The organism is Thermohalobaculum sediminis (assembly GCF_023487995.1).
GTDB lineage: Bacteria > Pseudomonadota > Alphaproteobacteria > Rhodobacterales > Rhodobacteraceae > Thermohalobaculum > Thermohalobaculum sediminis.
In genome coordinates, this window is the sequence record NZ_JAMFKN010000003.1 from 407,577 (window position 1) to 426,670 (window position 19,094).

Genomic DNA, 19,094 nt, shown 5'->3' on the forward strand with positions numbered 1-19,094 from the left:
GATGGGGGGGCGTCAATCGCCGCCGATTCGGCCAAGCAGCAGCGAGAGAAGCTGGTCCGCGCCGTCCTCGGGCACCATCTCGCCCCGGGCGACCGCGCGCTCGACCTCGGGCAGGCGTGCCGCAACCGCCTCATCCGTATAGAGCCGCTCGATCAGGCTGCGCTCGAGCGCCGCGCGCAACCAACGGACCGCCTGCCGCGCGCGGCGCCGGTCGCGCCAGCCCTGCTCGCGCCGCCAGAGGTCGAGGGCGCGGATCTCGTCCCACACGCCGGTCAGTCCCGCGCCGGTCGCGGCCGAGGCGGCGAGCGCCTTGGGAAAGCCCGGGGCGTCGCCCTCGCGCGCCCGCATCAGCCTCAGCGCCCCGGCATAGTCTGCACGGGTGCGCTCGGCCACCTCGCGCAACGGGCCATCGGCCTTGTTCACGACGATGATGTCGGCGATCTCCATGATGCCGCGCTTGACGCCCTGCAACTCGTCGCCGCCCGCGGGGGCGAGAAGCAGGACGAAGAGGTCGGTCATCTCGGCCACCATGGTCTCGGACTGGCCGACGCCCACGGTCTCGACGATCACCGTGTCGAAGCCCGCGGCCTCGACGAGGCGGATCGCCTCGCGCGTGCGCCGCGCGACGCCGCCCAGCTCGCGCCCCGCGGGCGAGGGGCGGATGAAGGCGCCGGGGTGGCGCGAGAGGCGGTCCATCCGCGTCTTGTCGCCGAGGATCGAGCCGCCCGAACGGGCTGAACTGGGGTCGACCGCCAGCACCGCCACCTTGTGGCCGGCCTCGACCAGCATCATGCCGAACGCCTCGATGAAGGTCGACTTGCCCACCCCCGGCGTGCCCGACAGGCCCAGCCTGAGCCCGCCGCCGGCATGGGGCGCAACCGCCGCCATCAGCGCGCGGGCGGCCGCGCGGTCCTCGGCGCGGGTCGATTCCACCAGCGTTATGGCCTTGGCCAGCGCCCTGCGCTCGCCCGCGATCAGGCGGCCTGCGAGCGCGTCGGTGGAACCCTCTGGCATTCTTCGACACCTGCGATATTGTTGCGTCGCAAATGGGGTGGCGCCCGGCCCCTATAGCGGCCGGGACAGGTGCAGTCCATGAGGAGCGTCACGCGCCATGCTGTTTCGACCGACGATCGCGATCGCCGCGACCCTCGCGGCGCTGTTCTCTCCTCCGGTCCTGCGCGAGGCCGGCGACGCCGCCGTGGCGCGCGGGGTGCCGGGCAGCTTCGCAGGCATCTACGACTTCCACCTCGGCGGCGTCTGGGGGGGCGAGCTGATGCTCGAAGCGCGGCTCTCGGAGGGGCGCTATCGGGCCGAGGCGGCCGGGCGCACCGCGGGGGTGGTGAGCCTCGTCTGGAACGCGGGTTTCGCCGCGGCCACCGATGGCGGGCTGGCGGAAGCGGGTCTGATGCCCGAGCGCTACGAGGCCGACGCCTACACCGCGCGCCGCAGCCAGAAGGTGGCCGTGCGCTTTGCCGACGGCGTGCCGCGCGAGGTCTCGGCCGAGCCACCCTTCGAGCCGCGCCCCTGGGCGATCGAGCCGGCCGAGCAGGTCGGGACCGCGGACCCGCTCTCGGCGGTGCTGGCGGTGCTGGCCCTGCAGCGCGCGGACGCGCTGTGCGAGCGGACGGTCGAGGTGTTCGACGGGCGGCGTCGCTACTCGCTGACCCTGGGCGCGCCGGTGGCCGATCAGGGCATGATGCGTTGCACCACGATCTATCGCCGCATCGCGGGCTTCAAGCCCCGGCAGATGGAGCGGCCGGAATGGCCGCTGGAGCTGTGGTTCGCGCCCGACGCCGGGGGCCTGTGGCACCTCAGGCGGGCGATGGGTGAGATGACCTTCGGGATGGCGGCGCTGAACCTGCGCGAGCAGTGACGCGCGGCGGGCGGGCGGCTCGACGCCGCCGGACGGGCGGGCTATCACGCCGCACATGACCCGCGCGCCGCTTCCGATCGACGAGGCCCTGCCCCGCCTGACCCGCGCCCTGCGCGTGGGCGCTGCAGCCGTGCTGGCGGCGCCCCCCGGGGCTGGCAAGACGACGCGGGTCCCGCCGGCGCTGGCCGCCGAGCCCTGGGCCGCGGGCGCGCGCATCGTGATGCTCGAGCCGCGCCGGCTGGCGGCCCGTGCGGCGGCCGAGCGCATGGCTGCGGAGGCGGGCGAGCCGGTCGGCCGGACGGTCGGCTACCGCATCCGGGGCGAGACGCGGGTCTCGGCGGCCACGCGCATCGAAGTCGTCACCGAAGGGGTGCTCACGCGGATGCTGCAGGCCGACCCGGAGCTGCCGGGCATCGCCGCGGTGGTATTCGACGAGGTGCACGAGCGCTCGGTCCACACCGATCTCGGCCTCGCGCTGGCGCGCGAGGTGCAGGCGGCGCTCAGGCCCGACCTGCGGCTGGTGGCGATGTCGGCGACGCTCGAGACCGCGCGCTTCGCCGCGCTTCTGGGCGGCGCGCCGGTGATCGAGAGCCCGGGGCGGATGTTCCCGGTCGAGACGCGCTGGCTCGACCGGCCGCTCGCGCCCGGCCTGCGTTTCGAGGACGCGGCTGCCGATCTCGTGGTGCGCGCGATGGCCGACGGGGGCGAGGGCGACGCGCTGGTCTTCCTGCCCGGCGCGGGCGAGATCGCGCGAGTGGCCTCTCGGCTGGGGCCGCGGCTGCCGGGGGTCGCGATCCGAACGCTCTACGGCGCGATGGATTTCGCAGGGCAGCGCGCGGCGCTCGCCCCTGCCCCCGGCACGCGGCGGGTGGTGCTGGCCACCTCGATCGCCGAGACGTCGCTGACGGTCGAGGGCGTGCGCATCGTGGTCGATTGCGGCCGCGCGCGTCGGGCGCGGGTGAACCCCGCCACCGGGCTCTCGCGGCTCGTGACCGTCCCCGTGAGCCGGGCCGAGGCCGAGCAGCGCCGGGGCCGCGCCGGGCGGCTCGGCCCCGGCATCTGCTGGCGGATGTGGACGCGGGGCGAGGAGGGCGCCCTGCCCGCCTTCGCGCCGCCCGAGATCCTCGAGGCCGACCTCGCGCCGCTCGCGCTCGAGCTTGCCGCCTGGGGTGTCGCGGACCCGGCCGGCATGGCCTTCCCCGACCCGCCGCCCGCCCCCGCGCTCACCGAGGCGCGCGCGCTGCTGACGCGGCTTGGGGCGCTGGACCGGCACGGCGCGATCACCCCGCATGGCCGGGCGATGGCGGGCGTGGCCGCGCATCCGCGGCTGGCGCATATGTGGCTGGTGGCGCGCGGGCGGGGGCTGGGGCCGGAGGCCGCGATCATCGCCGCGATCCTTGCCGAGCGCGACCCGTTGGCGGCGGATGGCCCCGCTCCCGCCGATCTCGCGCTGAGGATCGAGGCGGCGGCCGATCCGCGCCGCTTCGCAGCCGCGCATCCCCTGCGCGTCAACCGCGGCGTGGTCGAGCGCATCCGGGCCGAAGCCGCGCGGCTTGATCCGGGCCGGGCCGATCCACGGCGCGCGGCGGACGAGGCAGGCGCGCTGGTCTCGCTGGCCTATCCCGATCGAGTGGGACGGCGCCGGGCGGGCGACGCGGCGCGGTATCTGTTGGCCAACGGGCGCGGCGCCGAACTTTCGGCGGGCGATCCGCTGGGCGCGGCGCGGCTGATCGTGGCGTCCGAGGTCGAAGACACCGGGCGCGATGCGCGCATCCGCCACGGCGCGGCGCTGGCCGAGGACGACCTGCGCGCGCTGCATGGCGACGCGATCTGCTGGCAGGCGCATATCGGCTGGTCGCGCCGCGCCCGCGCGGTCGAGGCGGTGCGCCGCGAGACCTTCGGCGCCATCGTTCTGCGCGAGGAGCCGCTGAAGGATGCCGCCCCCGACGTGCTGGGCCACGCGCTGGCCGGGGGCGTGCGCGACCTCGGCCTCGGCGTGCTGGACTGGACGGAGGCCGCGCAAAGCCTGCGCGACCGGGTGCGGTGGCTGAGGGATCAGGGCGGCGCGCTGGCCGCGCGGCTGCCGGACTGGTCCGAGGCGGGGTTGCTGGAGACGCTCGACGACTGGCTCGCACCTTATCTCGCCGGGATGCGGCGGATCGAGGACGCCGTCCGCGTCGATCTGGCCGCCGCGCTGCGGGCCGCGCTGGGCCACGATCTTGCGGCCGAACTGGACCGCGCCGCCCCCACCTTCTTCGATACACCGCTGGGCGGGCGCGCGCGGATCGACTATGGCCGCGAGGTGCCGACGGTCGCGATCCGGGTGCAGGAGCTGTTCGGCCTCACCCGGCACCCCTGCGTGGGCGAGCCCCCCGTGGCACTGTCGCTCGAACTGCTCTCGCCCGCGCACCGCCCGGTGCAGGTCACGCGCGACCTGCCGGGCTTCTGGGCGTCATCTTATGCCGAGGTGCGCAAGGAGATGCGCGCGCGCTATCCCAAACATCCTTGGCCCGAGGACCCGGCCGGGGCCGCGCCCACGCGCCGCGCCAAGCCGCGGACGGGGTGAGGCGCGCTGGGGCGTGGGGGTGCGACCGAGGGGGCGCGCGGCCCCAGGCCCGGGCTCGGGGGCCGGAGCAGCGGGGGCGTGGGACGGCGCTGGCGCAGGGGTGCGGCCAAGGGACGCGAGGCCCCGGCGCGGGAGCCGGGGACGCCGGGCGCAGTGGCGCCCCCCGGCGCCGTCTCAGCCCGTGATGCTGCGGAACTGCGACGAGGCGACGGCGAGCTTGGCGACGGAAAGCTCGCCGCCCTCGTTGAGCTCGCGCACCAGCCGCTCGGCCCGGGTCACCGCCTCGGCATGCACGCCGCACCAGCCGTCGATGCAGTCGGCGCCGGTCGATGTCGCATCCGCGTCCAGCGCCGCCGCCGCGATCAGCGACTGCTGCGAGCGCAGGTCGGCGACCAGCCGGCTCACCGCGATGCGCTCCCAGTGGTCGGTGGCGGCGAGCCCGCGGGCCGAGGCGCGCAGCCAGTCGAGGCCGAAGCGGGCGCCGGCGGCGAAATAGGTCTCGGCCACGTCGATCACGCCGCGCTTTCGGGTGCGGGCCACGTCGACGATGTCGAGCGCGCCGCCGAGGAACTCGAGCCCGCTGATGCGCGCGGCGAGGGGCTCCGGCACCCCGGCCTTCACGAACTCGGCCGCGCGGTCCTGCATGCGCTTGCGCGAGAAATCGCGCAGCAGCTCGCCGACATTGCCGGCGATCTGGAGGACGCCGGGCTTGTAGGCCTCGATCACCTCGGCCACTGTCCGGTCCGAAGCGCGCGCGAGGATCGCCTGGCTCTGCGAGGCGATCATGTCCGACAGCGCGAGGTGCATGGCGTTCTGCGCCTCGGCCGGGACCTTGTTGTCGAGCGCGTTGATCTCGTCGCGGATCTGCTCGATCTCGAAGATGTCGCGGCCGATGACGAAGGCCTTGACGATCAGCGCCGTGCTGGCGCCGGTTTCCTCGCCGATGCGGTTGGTGAGCGCGGGGCCCGCCTCGTTGACCACGGCATTGGCCAGAACCGTCGCGATGATCTCGCGCCGCAGCCGGTGGCCAAGGATCGCCTCGCGATGGGCCTTGCGCAGCGGCGTCGGCATGTATTCGACGAGGAAGCGGGTGCAGTAGTCCTCGTCCGGCAGGCCCGAGGCCACAAGCTGGTCGAAGATCACGATCTTGGCATAGGCGATCAGCACCGCGATCTCGGGCCGGGTGAGGCCGAGGCCGCGGGCGCGCAGGTCGGCGATCGCCTCGTCATTCGGCAGAAGCTCGATCTCGCGGTTGAGCTGGCCGCGCTGCTCAAGCGCGCGCATGAAGCGGGCATGGTCGTCGAGCAGCAGCCGCGCGCGCGCCTCGGCCATCGAGAGGGCGAGCGTCTGGTTGTAGTTGTCCTCGAGGACGAGGCTGCCCACCTCGTCGGTCATCTTCGCGAGCAGCACGTTGCGCTGCTTGGCGGTCATGTCGCCCGCCTCGACGACGGCGCCCAGCGCGATCTTGATGTTGACCTCGTGGTCCGAGCAGTCCACGCCGGCCGAGTTGTCCACCGCGTCGGTGTTGAGCTTGACGCCGCGTCGGGCCAGCTCGACCCGGCCTCGCTGGGTGACGCCGAGATTGGCGCCCTCGCCGACCACCCGGGCGCGCACGGCCCGCGCATCGACGCGGATCGGATCGTTGGTGCGGTCGCCCGCATCCGCCTGGCTCTCGTCCGAGGCCTTGACGTAGGTGCCGATGCCGCCGAACCACAGAAGATCGGCCGGGGCCGCGAGGATCGCCTTCATCAGCTGGAAGGGCGTGACCTTGTCGGCCTCGAGCCCGGTCAGGCGCCGGATCTCGGGCGTGAGCGCGATCGATTTGGCCGAGCGCGGAAAGACCCCGCCGCCCTTCGAGATGAGCTTGGCGTCGTAGTCCTTCCAGCTGCTGCGCGGGGTCTCGAACAGCCGCTTGCGCTCGGCGAAGCTCTTGGCCGTATCCGGATCGGGGTCGATGAAGATGTCGCGGTGATCGAAGGCCGCGACCAGGCGGATCTGGTCCGAGAGCAGCATGCCGTTGCCGAACACGTCGCCCGACATGTCGCCCACGCCGATCACGTCGAATGGCTGGGTCTGGGTGTCGTGGCCCAGCTCGCGGAAGTGGCGCTTCACGGCCTCCCACCCGCCCTTGGCGGTGATCCCCATGCCCTTGTGGTCATAGCCGTGCGAGCCACCCGAGGCGAAGGCATCGCCAAGCCAGAAGCCGTAGTCCCCCGCCACGCCGTTGGCGATGTCCGAGAAGGTGGCGGTGCCCTTGTCGGCGGCGACGACGAGATAGGGATCGTCGCCGTCGCGGCGCAGGACGCCCTCGGGCGGGACGACCTCGCCGCCGACGAGGTTGTCGGTCAGATCGAGCAGACCGCACAGGAAGGTCTTGTAGCAGCGGATCGCCTCGGCCTGGATCTCCTCGCGCGTGCCGCCCGAGGGCAGCTTGCGCGGCAGGAAGCCGCCCTTCGAACCCACGGGCACAATCACCGCGTTCTTGACCTGCTGGGCCTTCACCAGACCCAGCACCTCGGTGCGGTAGTCCTCCTTGCGGTCGGACCAGCGCAGCCCGCCGCGCGCGACAGGGCCGCCCCGCAGGTGCACGCCCTCGACCCAGGTGGCGTAGACGAAGATCTCGCGCCAGGGGCGCGGCAGCGGCAGCTCGTCGAGCCTCGCACAATCGAACTTGAACGAGACATAGGGCTTCGGCGCCCCGTCCGAACCCGGCTGGTAGAAGTTCGTCCGGAGCGTCGCTGCGATGGCGTTGCGGAAGCGGCGCAGGATCTGGTCGATGTCGAGGCTCGGCACCGCCTCGAGCGCCGTCTCGATCGCGGTGCTCGCGCGCTCGGCCTCGGCGGCGCGGGCCTCGGTGTCGAGGCCGCTTGCGGGGTCGAACTGCGCCGCGAAGAGCTGGACCAGCAGAAGCGCGATCTCGGGATACTGGGCGAGCGCATCCTCCATGTACTCGACCGAGTAGGGGATGCGCGCTTGCCGCAGGAAGCGGCTGTAGGCGCGCAGGAGCGCGGTCTCGCGCGCGCTGAGGCCCGCGAGCAGGACCAGCCGGTTCAGCCGGTCGTCGTCCACCACGCCGTGCCAGGCAGAATCGAAGGCGTCCTCGAGCTTGGTGCGCAGCCGCGAAAGGTCAATCTCGACCCCCGCGGCCGAGAGCATGTGGAAGTCGTGGATCCAGCTGTCGATCTCGCCCAGCTCGACCCGGTAGGGGTGCTCGTTGAGGATGCGGAAGCCCATGTTCTCGAGCACCGGCAGCGCGTCCGACAGCGGCACCGGGTCGCCGAGATGGTAGATCTTGAAGCGGACCGAACGCTCGTCGTCCTCGAGCTTGCGGTAGAAGCTGAGCGCGAGCGGGCTCGCCTCGGTCAGCGTGTCGAGCTTCTCGATGTCGCCGATCGCCGCGGCGACGGGCACGTCCTCGCGGTAGCTCGCGCTGAATCCCTTGCCATAGCGGGCGTGCAGGCGGTGGCCTGCGGCCTCGCCGAAATGGTCGATCAGCTCGTCGAGCAGCATGTCGCTCCACGAGCGGACCGCGTCGACGATCTCCGCCTCGAGCGCCGCCGCGTCGTAGCCCGGCACCCCGCCCGAGCGCATGGCGATGACGAAATGGACGCGCGCGAGCCCCTCCGAGCCGAACGAGGGCTCCCACGACGCCACGCGCCCGTCGAGCCCGGCGCTAAGGATGTTGCCCAGCCGCACCCGCAACTCGGTGTTGTAGCGCTCGCGCGCCACGTAGACGAGGCAGGAGACGAAGCGCCCGAAACGGTCGGGACGCAGGAACAGGCGCGTGCGCGGGCGGGTCGAGAGGTGGAGCACGCCCATCGTGCTCTCGAAGAGCTGCGCCTCGGTGGACTGGAACAGCTCGTCCCGGGGGTAGGTCTCGAGCACGTTGGTGAGCGCCTTGCCGTCATGGCTCGACGGCGCGAAGTTGGCGCGCTCGATCACCCGGGCGACCTTGGCGCGCAGCATCGGGATCTCGCGCGGGCTCCGGTTGTAGGCGGCCGAGGTGAACAGGCCGATGAACACGTGCTCGCCCGCCATCTTGCCCTTGGCGTCGAACTCCTTCACCGCCACCACGTCGAAATGCACCGCCCGGTGCACGGTCGAGCGTCGATTCGCCTTGATGATGAGAAGCGGCGAGGGATCGCGGGTGAAGTCGGAGAGCTGCGGCGACCAGTGGGCGAAGTTCCCCTCCGAGTCACGGATCACGGTGTAGTCGGGATCGCGCATCAGGCCGAGGCCGCCGGCCGTCTCCGGCGCGAGCGCCGACTTGCGCGGGACGACCTTGAAATGGCGGTAGCCGAGGAAGGTGAAGTGGTTGTTCGCCAGCCAGTCGAGGAACTCGCAGCATTCGCCGGTGGCAGCGGCCGCGTCCTTCGGACCGCGCTCGCGCAGTTCGGCCGAGACCTCGATCAGCTTGTCCAGCATCCCCCGCCAATCGGCGACGGCAGCGCGCACGTCGGCGAACATCGAATCGATCTCGCGGCCGAGATCGGCGAGCGTCTCGGGGTCGGCCACCTGGTCGATCTGGACCTGCATCACCGATTCGCTGGTGGCATCCTTCTCGCCCGATGCGGCGACCTCGACCAGCGCGCCCTTCGCGTCGCGCTTCACGCGGATCACTGGGTGGACCAGCGCATGTATCCCGAGGCCCTTCTCGGTGATCAGCACGGTCAGCGAATCGACGAGGAATGGCATGTCGTCGTTGATCGCCTCGATGATGGTGTGGCTCGATTCCCAGCCATGCTCGGCGATGCGGGGGTTGTAGATGCGCAGCCTGGTCGTGCCCGGCTCGCGCTTCTGGCAGAACTTCCACAGCGCGAGCGTCGCGCCATAGATCTCCTCGGCCGGCTGCTCCAGCAGCTCGTCCCGCGCGGCGGTGGCAAGGAAGGCCCCCAGCACGGCGGCGAAGGCGCGGCCCTCGGCGCCTTCGAGGCGCTCGGCTGCGATGGCGCGGACGTCTTCGAGCCGGTTGGCGATCCGGTCGTCGAGGCTGGTAGACATGGCGTGACTTCCCCCAGAAACCGTTCCCGTCGCGTCCCGAAACCGGACCCGCGCGGTTCTTCTCATTGTCGGCGCCGGGTTGGGGAGACGAGGGCGGGGCGCGCCCGCCGCATGCCCCGACGCGGTGCCGGTGCCGCCCCGCTCCGCGACGCATCACGGCATGGGCGCACCCCCGACCCTACAGTTCCGCGGGGCGGAATGACAGTGCCTCGGCCATCACGGCGCCGACAGGCGGGCCGGGCCGCCGCGGGCGGTGGTATCAGGCAGCGAGCGTCCCGGCGAAGGCCACGAGGCGCGCGAGCGCGTCGCGCAGCACGGCCTCGGGCCGCGTAAGCGCGACGCGCAGGTGGCCCGCGGCGGCGGTGCCGAAGCTCTCGCCCGGCATCACCGCGATGTACTCCGCCTCGAGGAGGCGGTGGGCGAAGTCGAGCCCCGATAGGCCCGTGGGACGGATGTCGAGCATCACGTACATGCCGCCCGCGGGCGCGTTCGCGCGCACGGCGCGGGCATTGCCCAGCGATTCGAGCACCGCGTCGCGCCGGCGGCGGTAGCGCGCGGCGATTGCCGCCTCGATCTCGGCGCCCTCGGTCATGGCGAACTCGGCGGCATCCTGGATGTAGCCCGGCACGCCGTAGGTGGTGGTGGTGGCAAGCTCGCCGATCCGCGCGATGGCCGCCTCGGGCCCCAGCACCCAGCCGATGCGCGAGCCGGTCATGGCGTGGCTCTTGGACAGCGAGTTGACCACCAGCGTCCGGTCCGCCATGCCCAGCAGGTCGCGCGGGCTTGCATGCCGCCCCTCGTGGACCTGCACGTCATAGACCTCGTCCGAGATCAGCCACAGGTCGCGGCGGACGCAGAGATCGGCAATCGCGGCAAGGCGCTCGGGCGCGTAGACCGCCCCGGTGGGGTTGTTCGGCGTGTTGATCAGGATCGCGCGCGTGTCGGGCGCCAGCGCCGCCTCGATGCGGGCGGCATCGGGCTGGAAGCCGTCCTCGGCCGATGTCGGCACGACGATGGCCCGCCCGCCGGCGGCGCGGACGGTCTGCACATAGGTGGCGTAATAGGGGTCGAGCACGATGCAGGATTGGCCCGGGTCGAGCACCGCCGTGAGCGACGCGAACAGCCCGGCCTGCCCGCCGGGGACAACCAGCACCTGCGCGGTCGCGGCGGCGAGGGTGGTGCGCGCGCTCACGCGCCCGGCGATAGCGCGGCGCAGCGCGGCCGAGCCTGGCACCGGCGGATAGCCGAGATTGCCGCGCTCCTGGCTCGCGCGCATCGCCGCGAGGATGGCGGGGTCGGTCTTGATGTCGTGGTCGCCCACGGTGAGCATGACCACCGGCGCCCCCGCTTCGGCCAGCGCGCGGGCGCGGTAGTAGACCGACCAGCCGTCGTCGCCGCCCGCGCCCACGATCCCCGATATCCGCTCCGACAGCCGTGCCATCCGATCCTCCGCAAGTGAGCGGGCCGCCCCCGGCTGGGGGCGGCCCCGTTTCGTCGCAACTGGGGCAGTCGAGCCACGCGGCGCCCCCCGCGTCGCGCCATGGCGCGACACCGGGCGTCGCGCGGGATGCGTCAGCCGCCGACGCCGAGCGGCACGAAGCGCGGCATGTCCGACCCGGTCTGGACCAGGAACAGCGCCGACTTGCGCCCGGCGGACTTGGCATCGTTGATGCGGGCGGTGACGTCGGCCGGAGTGGCGACCGGGACCTGCTGCACCTCGATGATGACGTCGCCGGGCGCGATGCCCTTCTTCGCCGCCTCCGAATCGCGCGCGACCTCGGCCACCAGGACGCCCTCGATGCCCTCGGGCAGGCCGAACTGCTGGCGCGCGACGTCGGTGAGGGGCGCAAGGCTCAGCCCGATCTCGGCAAGCTCGGTCGCCGTGGCGGGTTCGTCCGGCGCGGTCTCGCCGGGCGCGGCTGCTGCGGCCTGTTCCTCGAGCAGGCCAAGCTCGACCTTCAGCGTTTGCGTCTTGCCGTCCCGGAAGATCACCACGCGCACCGACTTGCCGACCGGCGTGTCGGCCACCATCCGCGGCAGCGAGCGCATCTCGGTGACGTCGCGGCCGTCGAAGTTGAGGATCACGTCGCCGGCCTTGATGCCGGCCGCCGCGGCCGGCCCGTCCGGCGCCACGTCGCTGACCAGCGCGCCCTTCGCCGCGTCGAGGCCGAGCGCCTCGGCGATCTCGTCCGAGACGGTCTGAATATGCACGCCCAGCCAGCCGCGCCGGGTCTGGCCATGTTCGCGCAGCTGCGTCACCACGGTCGCCGCGATGTTCGACGGCACCGAGAAGCCGATGCCGACCGAGCCGCCGGTGGGCGAGATGATCGCGGTGTTCACGCCGATGACCCGGCCCTGCATGTTGAACAGCGGCCCGCCGGAGTTGCCACGGTTGATCGCGGCATCGGTCTGGATGAAGTCGTCATAGGGCCCGGCATTGATGTCGCGGTTGCGCGCCGACACGATGCCCGCCGAAACCGAGCCGCCAAGGCCGAAGGGGTTGCCGATCGCCAGCACCCAGTCGCCCACGCGGATCGCGTCCGAATCGCCGAACTCGACGAAGGGCAGCGGCGCCGACGGCTCGACCTTCAGGAGCGCGATGTCGGTCTTGGGGTCTGTGCCCATCAGCGTCGCCGGCAGGGACTTGCCGTCCGAGAAGTTCACGGTGATCTCGTCGGCGTCCTCGATCACGTGGTTGTTGGTGACCACGAAGCCCTCGGGCGACACCACGAAGCCCGAGCCGAGCGACTGCACCTCGCGCGGGCCCGGGGGCAAGCCGCGCTCGAAGAAATCGCGGAACAGGTCCTGGAACTCCTCGGGCACCGTGCCGGGCGGCAGGCCCGGGATCTGCCGGTCGGGCTGATCCATGGTCTGCGAGGTCGAGATGTTCACGACCGCGGGGCTGAGCTTCGCGGCCAGATCCGCAAAGGTCTCGGGCGCGCGGGACTGGGCCGCCGCGGGCGAGGCCATCGCCACGGCGAGAGCGAGCATCACGGCGACGGTCGCGCCGCCTCTGAAGACCGCCCGGATGCCTTGAACCATCATGTCTCTGCCTCTCCCGTTGTTGCGCCGGTCGCGGATGGGCCCGGCGGAGCCTTGATCAACAAACCCGGACATCCGCCCGGACATCACCCGCGGATCGCAAGATAGGCCGCTGCGCCGCAGACCACCATCACGATCCCGAGCACCCGGCGCTGCGCGTCGGTGGTTACGCGCATCGCCGCGAGCATCTCGGGCAGCGAGCCCGCGAAGATCGCGACCGCGAGCCCCTCGATCACGAGCACGAGGGCGAGGGCGGCCAGCAAGTCCACGTCGCACCTCCCTGCGAATCCCGGCCGCCGTGGCGGCCTCAGGGTGTCGGACGGCCCTGAGGCGCCTTGAGGTAGTCGAAGAACTCGCTCTCCGGGGTGATCACCATCGTCGAGTTCTCGCCGCCGAGTGATTTCTCGTAGGCCGCCATCGAGCGGTAGAAGGTGAAGAACTCCTGATCCCGGCCGAAGGCGTCGGCGAAGATGCGGTTGCGCTCGGCGTCGGCCCGGCCGCGGATGATATCCGCCTCGCGATTCGCCTCGGAGGTCAGCTCGACGGCCTGGCGGTCGGCCTCGGCGCGGATGCGCTGGGCCGCCTCCTTGCCACGGGCACGCTCGTCGGCGGCCTCGCGCTGGCGCTCGGCGTTCATCCGGTCATAGGTCGCGCGCAGGTTCTCGACCGGCAGGTCGGCACGGCGGATGCGCACGTCGATGATCTCGACGCCCAGCTCGCGCGCGTCCGAACGCGCGTCCTCGGCGATTCGCTGCATCAGCGTCGTGCGCTCGGCCGAGATGATCTGGTCCGAACTCACGGTGCCCAGCACCTCGCGCAGCGAGGCGTTGAGGATGCGCTCGAGCCGCGAGATCGCCGCAAGCTCGGTCTGCACCGCCTGCCGGAAGCGGACGACATCGGTGATGCGCCAGCGTGCGAAGGCATCCACGACGAGGCGGCGCTCGTCGGCGGGCGTGACCTCGAGGGGCGAGGTGTCGAGCGGCAGGATGCGGGCCTCGTAGAAGGCGACCTCCTGGATCAGCGGCACCTTGAAGCCGATGCCGGGTTCGGTCTTGACCGCCTTGACCTCGCCGAACTGGAGCACGATGGCCTGCTGGCGCTCGTCCACGATGTAGATGGCCGAAAGCCCCGCGAAGACCGTGACCGCAAGCAGGGCGATGATGACCGGAATGAGCCGCATCAGTTGGTCCCTCCCCTGCGAAGTTCGTTGAGCGGCAGATAGGGCACCACGCCCTGTCCGCCCTGGCCACCGCCGACGCCTTCATCGATGATGAACTTGTCGACGCCGCCCAGCACGCGCTCGAGCGTCTCGATGTAGAGGCGCTTGCGCGTGACCTCCGGGGCGTTCGCGTATTCCTCGTAGATCGAGATGAAGCGCGCGGCCTCACCCTTGGCCTCGTTGACCACGCGCGCGGCGTAGCCCTCGGCCTGCTGCACGACCTGCGCCGCCTCGCCGCGGGCGGCGGCGAGCGTCTGGTTGGCATAGGCCTCGGCCCGGCGCTCCTCGGTCTGGCGGTCCTGCGAGGCGGCCTGCACGTCGCGGAAGGCTTCGATCACCTCGCCCGGCGGGTCGGCGCGGTCGAAGTTCACGCGCACGATGTTCACGCCCGACTGATAGCTGTCGAGCGTGAACTGGATCAGGTCCTGCAACTCGGCCGAGATCGCCGCGCGCTCGCGGCTGAGGATCGGCTTGAGGTCCGATCGGCCGATGATCTCGCGCATCGCCGATTCCGACACCGCCCGGATGGTCTGGGCCGGATCGGCAATGTTGAACAGGAACTGGTCGGGCCGCGCGATGTTCCAGACCACCGAAAAGTCGATGTCCACCACGTTCTCGTCGCCGGTCAGCATCAGGCCCTGATCGTCGCGCCGTCCCTGACCGGCGATGCCGATGTCGATGGTGTTCTCGCGCGCGACCGGCAGGACCTCGTAGGTCACGACGGGCCAGGGCGCGAAGTTGAGGCCCTCGGTCCCTATCTGGCTGAACTCGCCGAGGAACAGCTCGACCGACTGCTCGCCAGTGTCGACGCGGTAGAAGGACTGGAAGGCCCAGCCGGCAACGAGCACGACGGGAACGATGAAGGGCAGCGCCTTCTGCACGGCGGGGCTGGGACCGCGTCCGCCGCCGAAGCCGCCACCGCGGCCCGTGCGCCCGCCGCGCCCGCCCAGCACCACCTTGAGCTGGTCGCGGCCCTTGCGCAGCAGGTCGTCGAGGTCGGGGCCCTGCCCGCCTCCTCCCCCGCCACCACCGCCGCCACCGCCGCTGCCCCACGGGTTGCGGCCGCCGTTGTTCTTGCCACCCCCGCCACCCCAGGGGCCGCCACCGCCACCCGAATTGCTGTTGAAAGGCATGCTCTCCAGGATCCTCCGGTTGGGAATTTGCCGCGAGGGCAAGCTGTCACGCGCGGTTCTAGCAGCAGAGACGGCCCCCGCGCCATACCCCAAGACTTGGTGCCTCGGCGGGCGCGTTCAAGGCCGCCTCTGCGCCGGGACCCGGACCAGGCGCGGGGCTGTCGGCTCAGGCCGCGCCAGCCGGCTCGGGCAGCGGGGTCCGCATGGTCACGAGCTCCTCCGACGCGGTCGGGTGAACCGCGACGGTGCGGTCGAAATCCTCCTTGGTCGCGCCCATCTTCACCGCGATCGCGGCCATCTGGATCATCTCGCCCGCAGCGTGGCCGGCGATGTGCACGCCCAGCACCCGGCGGGTGTCCTTCGCCACGATCAGCTTCATCAGCATCCGCTCGTCGCGGCCCGAGAGCGTGTGCAGCATCGGCCGGAAGGTCGAGCGGTAGATCTCGACCTGCCCCTCGGCGCGGGCCTGGGCCTCGGTGAGGCCGATGGTGCCGATCTCGGGCTGGGTGAAGATGGCAGTCGCCACCAGCACATGGTCGGCGCGGGTGGGCTGCGCACCGAACACGGTGTCGGCGAAGGCGTGCCCCTCGCGGATTGCCACGGGCGTCAGCTGCAGCCGGTCGGTGACATCGCCCACCGCGAAGATCGAGGGCACCGCGGTCTGCGACCATTCGTCCACCGGGATCTCGCCGCGCCTGCCGAGGCTCACGCCAGCGCGCTCGAGCCCCAGCCCTTCGGTGTTCGGCACCCGGCCGGTGGCGGCAAGGACGAGGCCCGCCTCGCGCGTCTCGCCATTGGTCAGCGCGACCGTGAGGCGCTCGCCATCGCGCTCGATCCCGGCGACATCCGTCTCGGTGAGGATCTCGATCCCCTTCTTGCGCATCTCGTCGGTCACATGGGCGCCGAGATCGGCGTCGAAGCTGCGGAGAAGCCGCTTGCCCCGATAGACCAGCGTCACCGTCGCGCCCAGCCCGTTCAGGATGCCCGCGAACTCGCAGGCGATGTAACCCCCGCCCATCACCACCGCGCGCTCGGGCAGGCGCGGCAGGTCGAACATCTCGTTCGAAGTGACGGCGTGGTGGCTGCCGGGGAAGTCGGGAACGAAGGGGCGCCCGCCCGTGGCGATCAGGATGTGCTTCGCCCGGATGCGGTGGCCATGGGTCGAAAGCTCGACGGTGTGGGGGTCGATCAGCGTGGCGCGCGAGCGGAAGATCTCGACCCCCGCGAGGTCGAGGTTGCGGGCGTAGATCTCCTCGAGCCGGGCGATCTCGAGGTCCTTGCTGGCGATCAGCCGCGCCCAATCGAAGCGCGGCTCGGGCACATGCCAGCCGAAGCCCTCGGCGTCCTCGAAGGACTCCGAGAAGCTCGACGCGTAGACCAGCAGCTTCTTGGGCACGCAGCCGCGGATCACGCAGGTGCCGCCGAAGCGGTATTCCTCGGCGATGCCGACCCGGGCGCCATGGTTCGCCGCGATCCGCGCCGCGCGCACGCCGCCCGAGCCGCCCCCGATCACGAAGAGGTCGAAGTCGAAGTCGCTCATGGGCTGCCCCCTTGCCGTTCCCTGCCGTGCGCGGCCCCTCAGATAGGATCGGGCCGTTGCGATTGCACGCGCCCCGCCCGCGCTCGCGAAAGCGTGATGCGCCTCAGGCCCCGATCACCTGCGCCGTGCCGTCCTCGCGCCCGATCACGATGACCGAGGCGAGGCCGCAGAACAGCCCCGTCTCGACCACGCCGGGGATGAGGTTGAGATCGGCATTGAGCCGCTCGGGGTTGGGGATCGCGCCGAGATGGAGGTCGAGGATGTGGTGCCCCTCGTCGGTCACCAGCGCCCCGTCGGGCCCGCCGCGCAGCGCCACCCGCCGCCCGCCGAGGCCGTGGTCCTCGAGCACCCGCGCCACCAGCCGCGCCGTGGTCTCGTAGCCGAAGCGGACCACCTCGACCGGCAGGGGGAAGGCGCCAAGCCTGTCCACCTGCTTCGAGGGGTCGGTGATGACCACCATCCGGTCCGAGGCGGCGGCGACGATCTTTTCCTGCAGGAGCGCGCCACCGCCGCCCTTGATCAGCCGGCGCGCGCCGTCGAACTCGTCCGCGCCGTCGATCGTGAGATCCAGCCAGCCGGCCGCGTCAAGCGTGGACAGTGGGATGCCCAGCGCCGAGGCCTGCGCCGCCGTGCGCGTCGAGGTCGGCACGCCGATGATCCTGAGCCCCTCGGCCTTCATCCGCTCGGCAAGCAGGCGCACCATCCAGTCGGCGGTCGAGCCGGTGCCAAGGCCCAGCGTCATGCCGGTTTCGACGAAGTTGAGCGCGCGGGCGGCGGCGGCGCGTTTGGCGCGGTCGGCGGGGGACAGGTCGTGGGTCATCGCGGTGGGGGCTCCGTCGTCTGGCCGCGCGCGCGGCGCCGGGGGGTCGCGCGGCACTATACCCGCCGCGCGAGGTCGCGCCAGAGCCATTCCCGGTCGAGATTGAACGGCCCCGGCGCAGGGGCCACTCTTACAAGGACCACGGTGAACGCGGGATTGAGAGAGCATGTTCCTCAGCGTCTTCGACATCTTCAAGATCGGCATAGGGCCGTCGTCGTCGCACACCATGGGGCCCATGGTGGCGGCCGCGCGGTTCCTCGATACGCTGGCCGGGGGCGAGAAGATCCCTGGCGCCGGGCGGCTCGCGCGGCTGGGCTGCCGGCTGCATGGCTCGCTCGCCTTCACGGGGCGCGGGCACGCGACCGACCGGGCGGTGATCCTGGGGCTCGCGGGCTTCCGGCCCGACACGCTCGACCCGGCCAAGGCCGAAGCCGCCGAGGCCGCGATCCGCACGAGCGGCCGGGTGAGCCCGCCGGGTCTGGGGGAACTGGCCTTCGACCCGGCGACCGACCTCGTGTTCGACTACGGCCCCGCCCTGCCGCTGCACGCGAACGGCATGGTGCTGTCGGCCTGGGACGAGGCGGGGAACCTCTACCAGAGCGAAACCTATTACTCGATCGGCGGCGGCTTCGTGCGCACGGCGCGCGAGATGCAGGCCGACGACAGCGCGCCCGGCACGCATGGCCACGCGGTGCCCTACCCCTTCGACTGCGCCGCCGCGATGCTGGCGATGGCGCGCGACAGCGGCCTTTCCATCGCCCGGATGAAACGCGCGAACGAGGAAGCGCGGCTGTCGCGCCTCGACCTCGACCGCGGCATCGACCGGGTCTGGGAGGTGATGAACGCCTGCATCGACCGCGGGATGGCCAAGGGCGGCGTCCTGCCGGGCGGGCTAAACGTGCGCAGGCGCGCCAAGGGCATCCACGACCAGTTGATCGCCGAGCGCGGCCTGAACCGCCAGATGCCGCATGTCGCTAACGACTGGCTCAGCGTCTATGCCATGGCGGTGAACGAGGAGAATGCCGCCGGCGGGCAGGTGGTCACCTCGCCCACCAACGGTGCAGCGGGCGTGTTCCCGGCGGTCTGCCGCTACTACCTCGACCACATCGTGGGCGCCTCGCGCGAGGGGTTGCGCGAGATGTTCCTCACCGGTGCCGCGATCGGCGGGATCATCAAGCACAACGCCTCGATCTCTGGCGCCGAGTGCGGCTGCCAGGCCGAGGTCGGCTCGGCCTCGGCGATGGCGGCGGCGGGGCTCTGCGCGGCGATGGGCGGCAGCCCCGAGCAGGTCGAGAACGCCGCCGAGATCGCGCTCGAGCACCATCTGGGCATGACCTGCGACCCAGTGAAGGGGCTGGTGCAGGTGCCCTGCATCGAGCGCAACGGGCTGGGCGCGATCAAGGCGGTCTCGGCCGCCTCGCTCGCACTGAGAGGCGATGGCGGGCACGTCGTCTCGCTCGACGCCTGCATCAAGACCATGCGCGAGACCGGGCGCGACATGAGCGAGAAGTACAAGGAGACCTCGCTGGGCGGCCTCGCCGTCAACGTGCCCGATTGCTGAGCGCGCGAGGGTTTCAGGCCCGCGCGGAACCGTGAACTCGGGGGCGATTGACGGCGGGCGCTGGCGGCGGCATATGCGGGGCGCACCTGTGCCCCATGGAGCCGTGATGATCCCGTCCCGCCTCGCCCCCGTCCTGTTCGCCCTGATCCTGTCGGGGGTCATGTCGTTCTGGTGACGGGCGTGGCCACGCTGCGCACGCAGGGGCTGGTGCCGGACTTCCACGCCATCTGGCTCGGGACATGGGTCGCGGCATGGGCGGTGGCCTTCCCTACCGCCTTCCTCTTCGCCCCGGTGGCGCGACGGCTGGTGGCGCGGATCGTCCGCGCGGACTGAACTGGA

The 19,094-nt window shown here is 71.9% G+C and carries 12 protein-coding genes and 1 pseudogene; 4 read left to right on the top strand and 9 right to left on the bottom strand.

Going from position 1 to position 19,094, the window contains the following annotated elements; genetic code table 11:
• Nucleotides 1–12: 12 nt before the first annotated feature.
• Nucleotides 13–1,014 (bottom strand): methylmalonyl Co-A mutase-associated GTPase MeaB, encoded by a 1,002-nt coding sequence (meaB, locus tag M1105_RS09165; RefSeq protein WP_249580047.1) that lies wholly within the window; start codon nt 1,012–1,014, stop codon nt 13–15.
• Nucleotides 1,015–1,111: 97 nt separating this feature from the next.
• Here meaB and M1105_RS09170 point away from each other — a divergent pair, with 97 nt between their 5' ends.
• A complete protein-coding gene (locus M1105_RS09170) occupies nt 1,112–1,873 on the top strand; it encodes a DUF3108 domain-containing protein (RefSeq protein ID WP_249580048.1) in 762 nt (253 codons plus the stop codon).
• Nucleotides 1,874–1,928: 55 nt separating this feature from the next.
• Nucleotides 1,929–4,439 (top strand): ATP-dependent helicase HrpB, encoded by a 2,511-nt coding sequence (hrpB, locus tag M1105_RS09175; protein ID WP_249580049.1) that lies wholly within the window; start codon nt 1,929–1,931, stop codon nt 4,437–4,439.
• A 174-nt stretch (nt 4,440–4,613) separates the two neighbouring features.
• Here hrpB and M1105_RS09180 read toward each other — a convergent pair whose 3' ends face one another.
• The 8 genes and pseudogenes from M1105_RS09180 to rpiA all read right to left on the bottom strand — a co-directional run.
• Nucleotides 4,614–9,440 (bottom strand): NAD-glutamate dehydrogenase, encoded by a 4,827-nt coding sequence (locus tag M1105_RS09180; RefSeq protein WP_249580050.1) that lies wholly within the window; start codon nt 9,438–9,440, stop codon nt 4,614–4,616.
• A 259-nt stretch (nt 9,441–9,699) separates the two neighbouring features.
• A complete protein-coding gene (locus M1105_RS09185) occupies nt 9,700–10,881 on the bottom strand; it encodes a pyridoxal phosphate-dependent aminotransferase (protein WP_249580051.1) in 1,182 nt (393 codons plus the stop codon).
• Between the two features lie 131 nt (nt 10,882–11,012).
• The gene (locus M1105_RS09190; RefSeq protein WP_319936781.1) at nt 11,013–12,485 is read right to left on the bottom strand and encodes a DegQ family serine endoprotease; all 1,473 of its coding nucleotides are present in this window, start codon (nt 12,483–12,485) and stop codon (nt 11,013–11,015) included.
• An 83-nt stretch (nt 12,486–12,568) separates the two neighbouring features.
• Nucleotides 12,569–12,751 carry a DUF2065 family protein gene (locus M1105_RS09195; RefSeq protein ID WP_249580052.1) on the bottom strand — a complete coding sequence of 61 codons (183 nt, stop codon included), beginning with the start codon at nt 12,749–12,751 and terminating at the stop codon, nt 12,569–12,571.
• 38 nt (nt 12,752–12,789) lie between these two features.
• Nucleotides 12,790–13,662, bottom strand: coding sequence for a protease modulator HflC (gene hflC, locus M1105_RS09200; RefSeq protein WP_249580053.1), 873 nt, complete (start codon nt 13,660–13,662; stop codon nt 12,790–12,792).
• Nucleotides 13,662–14,834, bottom strand: coding sequence for an FtsH protease activity modulator HflK (gene hflK, locus M1105_RS09205; RefSeq protein ID WP_249580054.1), 1,173 nt, complete (start codon nt 14,832–14,834; stop codon nt 13,662–13,664). The genes hflC and hflK overlap by 1 nt, the downstream gene beginning before the upstream one ends.
• 166 nt (nt 14,835–15,000) lie before the next feature.
• Nucleotides 15,001–16,374, bottom strand: coding sequence for a glutathione-disulfide reductase (gene gor / locus M1105_RS09210; protein WP_249580055.1), 1,374 nt, complete (start codon nt 16,372–16,374; stop codon nt 15,001–15,003).
• A gap of 127 nt (nt 16,375–16,501) precedes the next feature.
• Nucleotides 16,502–17,194: pseudogene (rpiA, locus tag M1105_RS09215) on the bottom strand (ribose-5-phosphate isomerase RpiA); the annotation flags it as partial.
• Nucleotides 17,195–17,360: 166 nt separating this feature from the next.
• Here rpiA and M1105_RS09220 point away from each other — a divergent pair.
• On the top strand, nt 17,361–18,755 hold the full coding sequence (locus tag M1105_RS09220) for an L-serine ammonia-lyase (protein ID WP_249580057.1): 1,395 nt from the start codon (nt 17,361–17,363) through the stop codon (nt 18,753–18,755).
• A 180-nt stretch (nt 18,756–18,935) separates the two neighbouring features.
• The gene (locus M1105_RS09225; RefSeq protein ID WP_319936782.1) at nt 18,936–19,088 is read left to right on the top strand and encodes a DUF2798 domain-containing protein; all 153 of its coding nucleotides are present in this window, start codon (nt 18,936–18,938) and stop codon (nt 19,086–19,088) included.
• The last annotated feature ends 6 nt before the right edge of the window (nt 19,089–19,094 follow it).